Origin of the sequence: Flavobacterium sp. MEB061 (assembly GCF_000834715.1) — a bacterium.
GTDB classification, from domain to species: Bacteria; Bacteroidota; Bacteroidia; order Flavobacteriales; family Flavobacteriaceae; genus Flavobacterium; species Flavobacterium pectinovorum.
Window position 1 is genome coordinate 42,277 of the sequence record NZ_JXQR01000040.1, and the last position, 15,237, is coordinate 57,513.

Here is a 15,237-nt window from a genome sequence, read left to right on the forward strand (position 1 = left end):
CACAATGATCAAAAAAATAGTAAGCGCCGCAGTTTTGTGCCTGCTTTTAATCACAAATGCACAAGCGCAATCCTCTGAAAAACAAATCGTAAAAGTCGATTTTGATTTTTCGGGAAGAAGAGTTGAAGAAGTAGGCGATCCTAATTACAATTCATGGCCCATAACAGAACAAACCGAAGCGGAGAAATCTTTTAATAATGTAACTTTCAAATTAAAAGGAAATTTTTCGTCGAAATGGTTCAAAGTCGGAATGAGCGCACCATTTTACAGTCGGTTAACAAGCGACGGTTTGGTTACAGATAAAAGTCTGGAAATTACCATTAACAGATTAAAAACCGGACAACATTCGCTACTGACTTTTCATAATACTTTCGACAAAATCGAAGGAAAAACATTTGCTCCGATAAAAATTTATGTAGACAATAAATTGGTGGAAACTATAATTCCGACTAACAGAGAAACTTCGACTATTAATTCTGCTACGGCCTACATTGAATTTAAGGCTCAGGCGGGAAAAAATGTGGTGATTCGTTTTGAATTAGATTCGAAAGCACCTGATTTAATTCAGCAAATGGTCATCAACGGATTTGAAATTGATACGCCAAATCTTAAAAAACAAGCACATACGCCAAAACCCGAAAACCGAGACGAACACGTTGTTTTGGGCGATAAATTTTTATTGAGTTGGAAAGCTTCAGGAGATGCTGTTTCACATCATTTATTTTTCGGAACAGATCAAAAAGCAGTTACAAATGCAACTGAAAAATCACCGGAATTTAAAGGAAAACAAACTGATACAAAATTTTCGGTTTCAGATTTATACAGTATGACAACCTATTACTGGCGCGTTGATGAAGTTGATGCAAAAGGAAATACAACATTAGGAACCGTTTGGTCATTCAAACCCGCACAGCTGGCTTTTCCGGGCGCTGAAGGTTACGGTCGTTTTGCTGTGGGAGGAAGAGGAGGAAGAGTTGTTGAGGTTACCAACTTAAATGACAACGGTCCTGGAAGTTTCCGTGCCGCAGTAAATGAAGGAACTGGTCCTAAAACAATTGTTTTTAATGTTTCGGGAAATATAAAATTAGAAGATCGATTGGTTGTCAATAATCCGTACATCACAATTGCAGGACAAACTGCACCGGGTGAAGGAATTACAATTAGCAAAGCACCAGTTGGTTTAACTGGAAATGATGGAATTATTCGATTTTTGAAAGTGAGAATTGGAAGCGGAAAAACCTACGACGGAATGGGACTTACGGGAGCAAATCACAGTATTATAGATCACTGTTCTATCAGCTGGACCATCGACGAATCGTTCAGTTCGCGTAGTGCGCACAATATTACTTTACAGCGAACCTTAATTTCTGAAGCATTGAATGTTGCGGGACATGATAAATATGAAGTGGGAAAAATGCACGGTTTTGCAGCAACAATTGGCGGTGACATTGGTAGTTTTCACCACAATTTACTGGCTCATAATTACGGAAGAAACTGGAGTATTGGCGGCGGTTTAAACGGAGACGGATATTATACAGGAAGACTGGATATTAGAAACAATGTGGTTTACAACTGGGGACAAAGAACAACTGACGGAGGCGCCAATGAAGTAAATTTTGTAAACAATTATTACAAACCCGGAGCTTCAACTAAATATTTCTTTGCTTTAAATGCACAACATGAAGGTGTTGGTAAAGGAATGCAGCGTTATTATTTTGATGGAAATATTATGCAGGGTCATTTTGATGAAAAAAATCAGGAAAAAGGCAGAACATCTACTATTTCGCATAATGAAATTGTAAAATATGAAACGTTTGTTGATAAGCCATTTTTCGAATCTTATGTAAAGACAGAAACTGCCAAAGGCGCTTACAAAAATGTCCTTTCGGATGTTGGAGCGAGTGAACCCTTTTTTGATAAACACGATAATAGAATTATTGAGGAAACTTTAAAAGGAACTTTTACTTATAAAGGAAGCAAAAGCGGTTTGGGCGGAATGATCGATTCTGAAAAAGATTTAGGGGATTTGGGAGAATATGCAAGTGAAAAGCGTCCAGCAGATTGGGATACAGATCATGATGGGTTGCCAAATTGGTGGGAAATGGCAAAAGGTTTAAACGAAAATTCTAAAGCAGACGATTTTACAGATACAAATCTGGATGCGGATAAAGATGGTTTTACACAACTTGACGAATATTTAGACTGGATGGCACAACCACATTTCTTTATTAATTCTGGAGAAAAGGCAACACTTTCAGCGGCTGATTATTTTAGAGGATATGAGAACAAACCGGTTTATACTTTCTCTGATCTTAAAAATGGAAAAGTAGTTTTAAAAGGAAAAGACATTCAGTTTACGGCAATAGAAAAAGGATTTGCATCTGTTGTAATTACGGTTAAAGATGCTGAAGGAGATTCGATGAGTCGTACTATAAATTTCTTTGTAAAATAAAAAATGGCACGCGGATGACACGGATTTAAACGGATTGCCGCAGATTTTAAATATAATAATGCAATTCAATAATCTGCTTAAATCTTTTTAATCTGCTTGAAAAAATAAATTCTCACGCAGATTTGGCAGATCAAGCAGATAAAAATCCGTTTAAATCCGTGTCATCCGCGTGCTAATTCTCATGCAGATTTAGCCAGACAGATAAAAAAATCCGCGTTCCAAATCATCACAATACAAAATCATCAAAATGAAAAAGAATATCATCATATCAACGTTTTTAATTTCAACTTCATTCTTTGCTCAGAATAAAGGTTTGGTTGCCAATTCAAACAGCCCGTATTCTAAATTGCAAAGTGTGAGTTTAGAAGATGTAAAATGGACAGACGGTTTTTGGAAAGAACAATTTGATGTTGAAACCAAAAACACATTGCCTTATATGTGGGATTTGTATCATAACGATTCGATTTCGCACGCTTATAAAAATTTTGAAATTGCAGCCGGAGAAAGTAAAGGAACTTTTAAAGGGCCTTCTTTTCATGACGGCGATTTTTATAAAATTTTTGAAGGAATGGCAGCAACATATGCTGTAACAAAAGACAAAAAATTAGATGCGGAAATGGATAAAGCCATTGCGCTTTTTGCGAAAGTACAGCGCAAAGACGGTTATATTCATACTCCGGTTTTAATTGATGAACGCTGGGGAACTTTGGGTCCGGAAGAAGTAAAAAAGCAATTGGGTTTTGAGAAATACAATATGGGGCATTTAATGACCGCAGCTTGTATTCATTATCGAGCCACGGGAAAAACCAATTTTCTCGAAATAGCAAAAGGCGTTGCAGATTATTTATATGATTTCTACAAAAAAGCTTCACCAGAATTGGCGCGAAATGCCATTTGTCCTTCACATTATATGGGAATTGTCGAAATGTATCGCACAACAAAGAATCCCAAATATCTCGAATTGGCGAATAATCTAATTGATATTCGCGGAACCACAAATGATGGAACCGATGATAATCAGGACAGGATTCCGTTTAGACAGCAAACCACCGCAATGGGTCACGCTGTTAGGGCAAATTATCTTTATGCCGGCGTTGCCGATTTGTATGCAGAAACCGGAGAAAAGAAATTACTAGACAATCTGGAATCTATTTGGGACGATGTAACCTATAGAAAAATGTACATTACCGGAGCTTGTGGCGCTTTATACGATGGAGTTTCGCCAGACGGAACATCTTATAATCCTACCGATGTGCAGAAAATTCATCAGGCTTACGGCAGACCTTTTCAGTTGCCAAACGCTACGGCTCACACAGAAACCTGCGCCAATATTGGAAATGTTTTATGGAATTGGAGAATGCTTCAAATTACGGGCGATGCTAAATATGCAGATATTGTAGAGTTGGCACTTTATAATAGTGTTTTATCAGGAATGAGTTTAGAAGGAACAAAATTCTGTTATAATAATCCGTTGAATGTTTCTAAAGATTTGCCTTTTAAACAAAGGTGGAGCAAAGAGCGTGAAGGGTATATTGCGCTTTCTAACTGTTGCGCACCAAATGTGACCAGAACTATTGCTGAGGTTAGTAATTATGCTTATAGTTTTTCAAAAGAAGGATTGTATGTGAATTTATACGGAAGTAATTCTTTAAAAACAACTTTGCCAAACGGCGAGAAAATAGAAATAGAACAGCAAACGAATTATCCGTGGGATGGAAAAATTACGTTGAAAATTGTAAAAGCACCAAATTCAGCATATGATTTTTTATTGAGAATTCCGGGTTGGAGTCAAAATGCCGAAATTTCAATAAATAATAAAAAAATCAATACTGCGGTTGTTTCGGGAACTTATTCTAAAATAAATCAGAAATGGAAAAAAGGAGATATCATCGAATTGAATATTCCAATGCCAGTTGAATTAATGCAGGCAAATCCGTTGGTGGAAGAAATAAAAAATCAAATTGCCGTAAAAAGAGGCCCTATTGTTTATTGTTTAGAGTCAAATCAGCTTCCTGCAAATACGAGCATTAATGAGGTTGTTTTAAATACTAATTCTCAATTTACAACAAGTTTTATAGAATTAAACAATAGAAAACTGCTAACTATAAACGCAACTTCATTTACAGATCAGAACTCAGATTGGAATAAAAAGCTTTATCAGCCATTATCTGCGAAAAAAACTAAAGAATATAACTTAAAATTGATTCCATATTTTGCGTGGGGAAATGATGGGAAAGCGGAAATGACGGTTTGGATGCCATATTAAAATTTATATTAAACGATTACAAAATGCTATTAATAAGAATTTACGGTTAAAAGTTAAAAAAGCTTAATAAACTTCAATAAAAATTAACATTTAGTGTTATACTAGCAGTTTTTTAATTTCTGTAGGTTTTTTATTCAGATTTGTATTGTTTATTTTAATTCTTTCTTATAAAAATATTAAATGTAATTCACTTAAAGTCAGCGACAGATGAACTGATTTTTAATGAATAAATAGCTTACAATTAATTTTGCTGATTATTTTTCGGTTTTCTACTCAAAAAAGGTTTGGATATTCAACAATGTTCAAACCTTTTTGTTGTTTTTTTCTTTACGTACATTTTTTCTTTCTTTTTTTTATTAATATTGTTTTTTTAGATAGTTTTTTTTCGGATAATGCTATTGAAACAGGATAGCACAGGACACTTGTAATACGCAATCGTTATATTTTTGGGTCACAAATAAATAAATGTATTTTTAACATTTAACCTTTTAATGTTAAAACAATCAAAATACAATATTTCTTTATTTGAAAAAACTGACTAAACTAATAACCTAACCAAAACAAAAACATTTATGAAACAAGCACTTTTAAAGAGATGTAGTTTTCTTTTGTTTGCACTAATGAGCATAGTGAGTTATGCTCAAACTTCAAACACTGTAACCGTAACAGGAACAGTTACTGATAATGTATCAGGATTGCTTCCAGGGGTCAACGTAACAGAGAAATCTACAAAGAATTCGGTTACGACTGATTTTAATGGTTCATATTCAATTAAAGTTAAGCCAAATGCAACTTTAGTTTTTTCTTTCATCGGAATGAGAAAACAAGAAATAGCCATTGGAGGTCGTACAATAGTAAATGCTAAACTAGCAGAAGATTCTAATGAGTTACAAAACATTGTAGTTGTAGGTTACGGAACTCAGAAAAAAGAGAAACTTACCGGAGCTATTGCTACTATAAATGCTTCGGATATTCAGGAGCTTCCGGTTTCAAATTTATCTGACGCATTAAGAGGTTTGGTTCCGGGTATGAATGTTATCGATGGAGGAGGACGTCCTGGTGATTCAGGTTCATTGGAGATTCGTCAAACGTATGGTTTTTCTAAAGATGGTAGCTCAAAAACACCATTAATTGTAATTGACGATATGATTCAGATCGATCCAACTACTGGTAGACCTTCTATGGAAGCGTTTAACAGATTAGATCCTTCGGAGATAGAAAGTATGACAGTATTAAAAGACGCATCTGCGGCAATTTATGGTTCTCGTGCATCTCAAGGAGCAATTGTAGTAAAAACTAAAAGAGGAAAAAGCGGTGTGCCTTCATTTAATTATTTTAGCCAGTTTGCTGTAAACGATGCTGTTAGTCATAGTAAAACAATGAGCGCGTATGATTACGGTGTTTTTTCCAATAGATTTTTTACAGGAGGAAATAATATAGGTACAAATGGATCATATCTTTTTAATCCAACAGAATTAGAAGAAATGAAAGGTTTGAATTATGACTGGTTAAAAGAAGCCTGGAAACCGGCAATTCAGCAAAAACATACCTTAAATGTAACAGGTGGTACAGAAAAAGCAACCTATTTTGCAGGAATCAATTACTTTACACAAGGACCAAACTTAGGAAAGCAAGATTATAATAAATGGAATTTCCGTACTGGAATGACAGCAAAAATTACAAGTTCTTTAGATTTTTCGGCAGCTGTTTCAGGGAACTCAGGAGATATAGAAAAATCATTTACTAAGGCTTCTTCAGGTATTAATGACAGTAGTTATGCTTCTGCATCAGGTGGAGAACAGGCTGATTACGGATTTTTGCTTCACATGCCAAAATACATTCCATGGGAAACGATTGTTAATGACAAACCATATTATATGTCGCCGTTTCCTCGTACCACTGGTACTTTAGGTAATGCAAATGCAAACAATACGATTGCAGGATATAATTATTTTGCCACATTAAACAATGGTTCTAAACAAATTTCAAGTGACTTTTCTTATAATGTAAATATGTCACTTAACTGGAAAGTTCCTTTTATTAAAGGATTATCCCTTAAAGGAACTTATTCCAGAACTCAAACTTCAGAAAGTACAGAACAAGTAGCATTACCGTATGATTTGGCAAGAATAATGGGTTACGAAAAATTAGATAATCACTTAGCAAGTGCAGCGTTACCAACAACTACAAATGATGGCGTTCATAATTATTACTCAATTGAAACCAATACACGTAGTGCCAGAGTTTATTATGATAGTTTTGATTCAAAATCGGTACAAGCCAACTTCTTTATGGATTATAACAGAACATTTGACAATCATGAAATTGGCGCAATGTTCTCTGTAGAACGTTCAGAAACAGAGTTTAACAGTACACGTTTGGCATTTGAAAATACAGGTAAAGATTATGCAGGCTCTTACCAGACTGCAGGGACTTTAACTACAAATTCAACAGCATTAAAAGGAGAGCAGGGAACATTATCTTATTTAGGACGTGTTAATTACAGTTATAAATCACGATATATGCTTCAGTTCCTTTTTAGAAGTGATGCATCTACAAAGTTTGCTCCTGAAAACTATTGGGGATTCTTCCCTTCCCTTCAGGCAGGATGGATTGTTTCAAAAGAAAACTGGTTTACTGATAATGTATCCTGGATCGATTTTCTTAAAGTACGTTACTCTATTGGTAAAACAGGAAATGATAATATTGGTCCATGGAGATGGATGAAATTGTATGATGTAAATGCAGACAAAGGTTTTCAGTTTGGATCAAACGGAGGATTGTTTGGCGGTTCTGTGACTCCTAGAGTAGAACCAAACAGAAATGTAGGATGGGATACAACGATAAAAAATAACTTAGGTCTTGATGTAAGTTTATTAAAAAACAGATTGTCTTTAACAGCTGATTTTTACTATGATAAATCTAAGGATATGTTAACTACGATGGCTGGAGTAGTAGGCGTGCCAATTTCTGTAGGTGGAGGATATGCTGAAGAAAATTACGCAGCAATTGATTCATGGGGAGCAGAATTTAGCTTAGGCTGGAAAGATAAGATCAACCAAAACTTCACTTATAATGTTGGAGTGAATTTTGGATATTCTGATAATGAAGTTAAGAAATTCCCTGAGCCACCTTTAATGCATCCATCAAATAATCTGGTACAAGCAGGACAGTCTACATTTTTTCCACAATGGGGTTTCAAAACATGGAAAGGAACTTCAACAGGAGATGGTATCTTACGTACAGATCAAGATGTTGCCAATTATTGGTCTTATTTGACAGAACGTGCAACTGCTGCGGGTGGTGCACCAAATTACATGGGAATCTCTTCTGTATCAAATATGAGACGAGGAATGTTGGCTTATGAAGATGCCGGAGGACAATTCAATGATAAAGACGGTACTCAGGCTGGGCCAAACGGACAAATTCAAAAAAATGAGGATTATGTGAAATTGGTTAATAGTAACAGAACTTACGGATTTACTACAAATTTAGGAGGAAGATATAAATCATTTTTCTTCAAAACACAAATTGGAACATCTTGGGGCGGCTACCGTGCAATAGATGTTGTAAAACAAGGAACAGGTTCTACACACAATATGTGGGCAAGAGAAACTTTCTGGAACGACATGTATGCTGATGATAACCTGGATGGTAAATATCCTAATTTAGCTAATCAGGAATATATAGCAGTACCATCTGATTTCTGGCAATTAGATACTTTCCGTTGTACAGTGAGAAATTTAACTTTAGGATTTGATATGCCAAAAGATCTTTTGGATAAAATTAAAATTGCAAAATGGTCAGTTGGGGTAACCGGTAATAACCTTTGGGATTTATACAATCCTTATCCGGATCACTACCGCAATATGTACGATAGCTCTTCTGAGAATTATCCAACGCTTAGAACATGGGCGGTTACTTTAAACATTACATTCTAATTTAATTAATACTGAAGATGAAACTAAAAATTAATAAATATATAACTATAGCACTTCTCGCAGTGCTTAGTACTTCTTGTAGTGATAATTTTTTGGAAGACAAGAAAAATTACGGAAGTGTAGATGACTCATTTTACCAAAGTCAGGAAAAAGCAACCTGGTACGTTAATAACGTTTACTTCGATTATTATTCGGCTTTTAAATCTCCAAATCAAAGTTTGGTAGGATCTTTTACAGATGTATATTCTAAAATGACGGAAGAAGTAGGAGGAATACAACCTCTTATTAATCCAACAATTACATATGTAAATGCGGCTGACGGATCTGGTTATTACGGAGGAAAATTAGAAGACAAAATCAATAACGTTCCTTATAACAGAATTAGAGATTGTAACTCTTTCATCGCAGAAATCGATGTAAAAGGAGCAAATTTAGACAAGACATTTCGCGATCAGGCAAAAGGACAATTGTATTATTTACGTGCTGTTCAGTACTTTGATTTAATGAAAGTGTATGGAGGAGTTCCAATCGTTACAGAAGTTCAGACACCAAATTCAGTAAATCCAGAAATTAAAGTGCCAAGAGCTACAGTAACTCAGGTTGTAGAGCAAATTGTAAAAGATTTAGATATGGCTGCAAGTTTATTGCCTGCAAATTGGGCAGGTGAATACGGTCGTGTTACTAAAGGAGCGGCATTAGCAGTAAAATCAAGAGTATTACTAACATACGCAAGCCCATTATTTAATAAAAATTGGGATGGTTCTAATGATCGTTGGGAAGCAGCATTAAAAGCTGGTTTAGAAGCAGAGACTGTATTATCAGGAGCTGGATACGGACTTTATGGAAATTCAGCAAAAGACTGGCAAAATATGTTTGCACTTGGTGCTAATGCTTTCTGTTCTGAAGCGATTACAACTCAGCTTTTAACAGTTACAAATAGCAATGTAGCAATGAATAACTCTTGGGAGAAAGCTATTCGCCCAATAAGCCAGGGAGGAACAGGTGCTCTTGAAGCTCCTAAAGAAATGATCGATTTATTTCCATTGGCTGATGGAAGAAGACCTACAGCTGCGAATTATGATCCTTTTCTTTTCTTTTTAAATCGTGATCCAAGATTTTACAGAACATTTGCTTTTTCAGGTGCTAAATGGGATTATAAAGAAAACGCTAAACCTGTTGTTTGGGCTTACACTTGGTTAGATAATGCAAAAAAAGTTTATTATAGTGATTCGAATAATGAAACAAGTCCTGCATTTGTTAGAAAAATGACAGATGTTACAGCTACTAATGCAAGTAGTTTTCAATACTCAGGAAATGATATTTTAGAATACCGTTATGCAGAATTATTATTAAATATTGCCGAATGTTATGCAGCACTTGGACAAACTGGTAATGCTACAGCTTATTTAGGAAGAATTAGAAAAAGAGTAGGAATTGATGCTGGAAACAATTACGGGATTGGAACATTGGCAGATAAATATGCAGCAATAGAAGCTGTTTTATACGAAAGAAGAGTTGAGTTAGCTTACGAAGGAAAACGTTTTTGGGATATCCAGCGCTGGATGCTTTATGATAACACTACACTTCCGGGAACAACTAGCGGAAGTACTATTAGTAAATTAGGTTTACAGCCAATAAACGGGACACAACGTACAGGGAATTATTTACAATACAAAAATACAGCAACAAGTGCAGATCCTTTAACGGCTTCTCGTGCAAGTATTTCTGTAGATCCTGACGCAGCTAGCTTTCAAACACAGTTAGCAGCTTTGGCAACATTTTACACTACTAATTTTGTACTCGCAGCACCGCCAACACCTATGGATAATGTTAATAATGCACCAGTTCAGATTAAATTTAATCCTAACTACTACATTATGGGCTTGCAAAATACTGTTTTATCTCAAAATCCATGGTTAACACAAACCATCGGCTGGAAAGATGCTTCAGGCGGAGAGGGAACTTTCAACTATCAGGATTAAATTAAATTATAGAAACGTCTAATCGTTTTAGATATTTCTAATACAATATAATATCAAAATAATGACAAACAATTTCACCTGTATTTCTAAAAAATACAGGTGATTTGTTTAAAAAGAATTACCAAAATTAAAAATTAGTATGAAAAATTTCACTTTATCGGCTCTTTTCCTATTGTTTTTAGGAAGTTTCCAATGTTTTGCGCAGTATCCCAAAATAAGTCCTGAAGTTCAGGCGCAATCCAAAGTTATTATGGATGAAGCTGAAAAACGTTCAGATGAAGCCTGGGAAAAAGCGCTTGTAATTATTGAGGAAGAAGCCAAACACGGTAAACCATTTATTCCGTGGGCATCTAGACCAAATGATTTACCACAGGCAGAAATCCCTGCTTTTCCTGGTGCAGAAGGAGGCGGAATGTACACTTTTGGAGGACGTGGCGGAAATATTTACACCGTTACAAGTCTTGAAGACAGCGGACCTGGAACTTTACGAGAAGCGTGCGAAAAAGGTGGAGCAAGAATAGTAGTTTTTAATGTTTCAGGAATTATCAGAATCAAAAGTCCGTTAATTATTCGTGCACCATATATTACTATTGCAGGACAAACTGCTCCTGGCGATGGGATTTGCGTGGCAGGAGAATCAGTTTGGATCAATACTCATGACGTAATAATCAGACATATGCGTTTCCGCAGAGGAGAAACTTTCGTAGGTCGTCGTGACGATGCCATTGGAGGAAATCCAGTTGGAAATATCATGATCGATCACGTTTCTGCAACTTGGGGATTGGATGAAAACATGTCAATGTACAGACATATGTACAGTCCGGGTGCGGGTTATCAGGATGTAAAAGTAGGTACGGTAAACATTACAATTCAAAACAGTTTATTCGGAGAAGCTTTAGATACTTACAACCATGCTTTCGGAAGTACTTTAGGCGGAGAAAATTGTGCTTTTATTAGAAACATGTGGGCAAATAATGCCGGAAGAAATCCTTCAATTGGATGGAATGGTATTTTCAATTTTGCAAACAATGTAGTTTTCAACTGGTATAACAGATCTACAGATGGTGGTGATTATACAGCAAACTACAACATCATGAACAACTTTTACAAACCAGGTCCGGTAACTAATTTAGCCGAGCCAATTAGCTACAGAATCTTAAAACCGGAATCAGGAAGAAGTAAATTGCCTTATATGGTTTTTGGAAGAGCTTATGTAAATGGAAACATTGTAAACGGAAATGAAAAAGTAACCAAAGACAACTGGGATGGCGGAATTCAAATCGAAAATAAAAAAGGCGAATTAATGACTTATGATGAAGCCAAAGTTTATTTTGATAAAATGAAAAGCGACAAACCTTTTCCAATGCCTTGGTTTCGCCCATTCATGAAAGCCGATGAAGCGTATGAATATGTATTAAAAAATGTTGGAGCAACATTACCAATCAGAGATAAAGTAGACGAAAGAATCGTAAGAACCGTAAAAACCGGAGTTCCTGAATATGCAAAAGGATTAGAGAAAAAAGAATTCTATCAGTTCGAACACAGACGTTTGCCGATGGATTCTTATAAAAAAGGAATCATTACAGATATTTCTCAGGTTGGAGGATATCCGGAATATAAAGGAAAACCTTATGTTGATACAGACAAAGATGGTATCCCTGATAAATGGGAGAAAAAACATGGTTTAAATCCAAATGATCCAGCTGATGCCAAACTAGATTCAAACAACGACGGATATACAAACATCGAAGATTACATTAACGGAATCGATCCAACTAAAAAAGTAGACTGGAAAGATTTAAGTAATAATCAAGAGACGCTAACAAAGTCTTTACAAGATTAATAAAGAAAAAAATCTCCTGAATCTGCTAAATCTGCGTGAGAAAAAATAGCACGCAGATTTAGCAGATCATACAGATTTATAGTGATTGTAATTTATAATTTATTAAAAATGAAATCAATAAAAAAAATAAGTGTACTATTAATGTTATTGGTATTCTTTAATAGCATCGCACAAAAAAAATTAGATCCGGTATATATCAACGTTACCAACGAAAGAGCCGCTAAAATTGTAACCAAACTTGCTTTGGCAAATCCTGAAAAAGAAAAAACAGTTACAGAAATTATCGCACAGCAATTTAGAGACTTAAGCGAAATTCAGGATGGAAGAGATGCTGAAATTAAAAAAATAAAAGAAGACAGCAGTTTGTCTAAAGAAATACAAAATGAAAAAGTTGATAAATTAAAAGGAACTGCAGATAAAGAAATTGAAAAACTGCACAAATCTTATTTAAAAAAATTAGGAACGCAATTATCAGAAGATAAAATAATAGCAGTAAAAGACGGAATGACCTATGGCGTATTGCCAATTACCGTTGCAGGTTACAACGATATGCTGCCAAATTTAACCGCAGAACAAAAAGATTATATCTACAAAGCTTTAGTCGAAGCCAGAGAATTTGCTATGGATGGAGGATCATCCAAAGAAAAACATGGCTGGTTTGGAAAATACAAAGGAAGAATCAACAATTATTTATCAAAAGAAGGTTACGACCTAAATAAAGAAAGTGCCGATTGGCATAAACGTTTGGAAGAACGAGAAAAAGCCAAATCGGGTAAATAATTTAAGAGTTCTTAGTGATTAGTTAAAAATGAGTACGATTCTAAGGACTAATTACTAAGAACTAAAAATAAGATTCTAATGGAAAATAAATTTCTAAAAATCAGCATAAAGCGAACAATAATGATCATATCATTCTGTTCTTTCTTTTCTTCTGCATATGCGCAATATCCCGAAATTCCAAAACCGCTTCAGGATAAAACCGATGCGATTTTAGCCGATGAAGAAAAAAGATTAGCTGAAATTTGGACAAGCAATTATAATATTATTCAGGCCGAAGCAAAATTGGGACGCCCGTATTTACCGTGGGCCTCTTATCCAAAAGATTTTGTTCATGCCGATATTCCTGCTTTTCCCGGAGCTGAGGGCGGCGGTGCTTTTACCCCAGGCGGAAGAGGCGGAAAAATATTTATAGTAACAAGTCTGGAAGACAGTGGTAAAGGAACTTTTCGTGAAGCTTGTGAAGCCGTTGGAGCAAGAACAATCGTATTTAATGTTTCAGGAATTATTCAGTTAAAAAAGAGAATCAGCATGCGTGCTCCGTATGTTACTATTGCAGGTCAGACTGCTCCCGGTGACGGAATTTGTATTGCCGGAGAAACTTTAGAAATTGATACACATGACGTTATCATCAGATACATGCGTTTTCGCAGAGGCGCTACAGAAGTTACCCGTAGAGATGATGCACTTGGCGGAAATCCAATCGGGAATATTATCGTAGACCATTGCTCTGTAAGCTGGGGATTAGACGAAAATATTTCCTTATACAGACATCAGTTTCAGGCCAATGATAAATCAAAATTAGAGAAATTACCCGCTTGTAATATTACCATTCAAAATACCATTTCATCAGAAGGTTTAGATACGTATAATCACGCTTTCGGAAGTACAATTGGTGGATTAAACAGCACATTTATGCGTAACTTGTGGGCTGATAATATTTCAAGAAATGCGTCTATCGGAATGTATGGTGATTTTAATTTTGTGAATAATGTGATTTTCAATTGGTGGAATCGTTCTCTTGACGGAGGAGATTATCGTTCGATGTTCAACATCATCAATAATTATTTTAAGCCGGGACCAATTACACCAACAGATCAGCCAATTCGTTACAGAATTTTAAAACCTGAATCTGGATATATGAAACCACAGACATACGGAAGAGCCTATGTTGACGGAAATTATATCGTTGGTTCTCCAGAAGTTACAGCAGACAACTGGAACGGCGGCGTACAATTGGAAGATCACTCAGAAGCTGAAACTAAAAATTATTTAGAGTTAATTAAACAGCCAAAACCGTTTTCAATGCCAAACATTACAATCATGAAAGCAGAAGAAGCGTATGAATTTGTATTGAAAAATGTTGGGGCAACCTTGCCAAAAAGAGATGCAGTCGACGAAAGAATAATCAAACAAGTTCGCACCGGAAAAATTGAAGTAAAAGATGGTTTGGAAAATGCGATTGGTGCAGAATTTATTAAAAGAAGATTACCCGCAGATTCGTATAAAAAAGGAATCATCACGAACCCAAATCAGGTTGGAGGTTATCCGGAATATAAAGGAAAAGCATATAAAGATTCTGATAATGATGGAATTGCAGATGCCTGGGAAAAGAAATTTGGTTTAAATCCAAATGATCCATCAGATGCCAATAAAGATGCAAACGGAGACGGTTATACCAATATTGAAAAATATTTTAATAACATAGATCCAAAAGGAAAAACGGATTGGACAAAATTTGAAAATAATACCGATACGTTATCAAAAGTATTATTGCAGTAAATTTAGAAGATAGAATAAAGAATATAGAGAAAAGAAAAAAGATAATAAGAGTTCCGGAGGAACGGATCATATTGTAGAATGGATTTTAATCCATTCTACACATAGTAATTTGCAAATCTTTTTTCAGCTTCTAGTGTGATTTCTCCTCCGTCGAAATGACAAGATTTTCGAAAATGTAAATTTTAAAATAGTAT

General features: G+C 35.4%; 7 protein-coding genes. All 7 read left to right on the forward strand.

Annotation, left to right across the window (positions count from 1 at the left end; genetic code table 11):
• Window positions 1-4 precede the first annotated feature (4 nt).
• The 7 genes from RT99_RS15950 to RT99_RS15980 all read left to right on the forward strand — a co-directional run bounded on the left by RT99_RS15950 (window position 5) and on the right by RT99_RS15980 (window position 15,043).
• Entirely contained in the window at window positions 5-2,452 is a 2,448-nt protein-coding gene (locus tag RT99_RS15950) for a polysaccharide lyase family 1 protein (RefSeq protein WP_042565758.1), read from the forward strand.
• A 247-nt stretch (window positions 2,453-2,699) separates the two neighbouring features.
• The gene (locus RT99_RS15955; RefSeq protein ID WP_082036972.1) at window positions 2,700-4,718 is read left to right on the forward strand and encodes a glycoside hydrolase family 127 protein; all 2,019 of its coding nucleotides are present in this window, start codon (window positions 2,700-2,702) and stop codon (window positions 4,716-4,718) included.
• A gap of 572 nt (window positions 4,719-5,290) precedes the next feature.
• Window positions 5,291-8,659: a SusC/RagA family TonB-linked outer membrane protein gene (locus RT99_RS15960; protein ID WP_042565760.1), complete on the forward strand. Its 3,369-nt coding sequence runs from the start codon at window positions 5,291-5,293 to the stop codon at window positions 8,657-8,659.
• Between the two features lie 17 nt (window positions 8,660-8,676).
• The gene (locus RT99_RS15965; RefSeq protein WP_042565761.1) at window positions 8,677-10,641 is read left to right on the forward strand and encodes a RagB/SusD family nutrient uptake outer membrane protein; all 1,965 of its coding nucleotides are present in this window, start codon (window positions 8,677-8,679) and stop codon (window positions 10,639-10,641) included.
• Between the two features lie 139 nt (window positions 10,642-10,780).
• Window positions 10,781-12,484 (forward strand): polysaccharide lyase, encoded by a 1,704-nt coding sequence (locus RT99_RS15970; protein ID WP_042565762.1) that lies wholly within the window; start codon window positions 10,781-10,783, stop codon window positions 12,482-12,484.
• A 108-nt stretch (window positions 12,485-12,592) separates the two neighbouring features.
• Window positions 12,593-13,264: a DUF3826 domain-containing protein gene (locus RT99_RS15975; RefSeq protein WP_052483701.1), complete on the forward strand. Its 672-nt coding sequence runs from the start codon at window positions 12,593-12,595 to the stop codon at window positions 13,262-13,264.
• Between the two features lie 120 nt (window positions 13,265-13,384).
• The gene (locus RT99_RS15980; protein ID WP_042565763.1) at window positions 13,385-15,043 is read left to right on the forward strand and encodes a polysaccharide lyase; all 1,659 of its coding nucleotides are present in this window, start codon (window positions 13,385-13,387) and stop codon (window positions 15,041-15,043) included.
• Window positions 15,044-15,237: the final 194 nt, after the last annotated feature.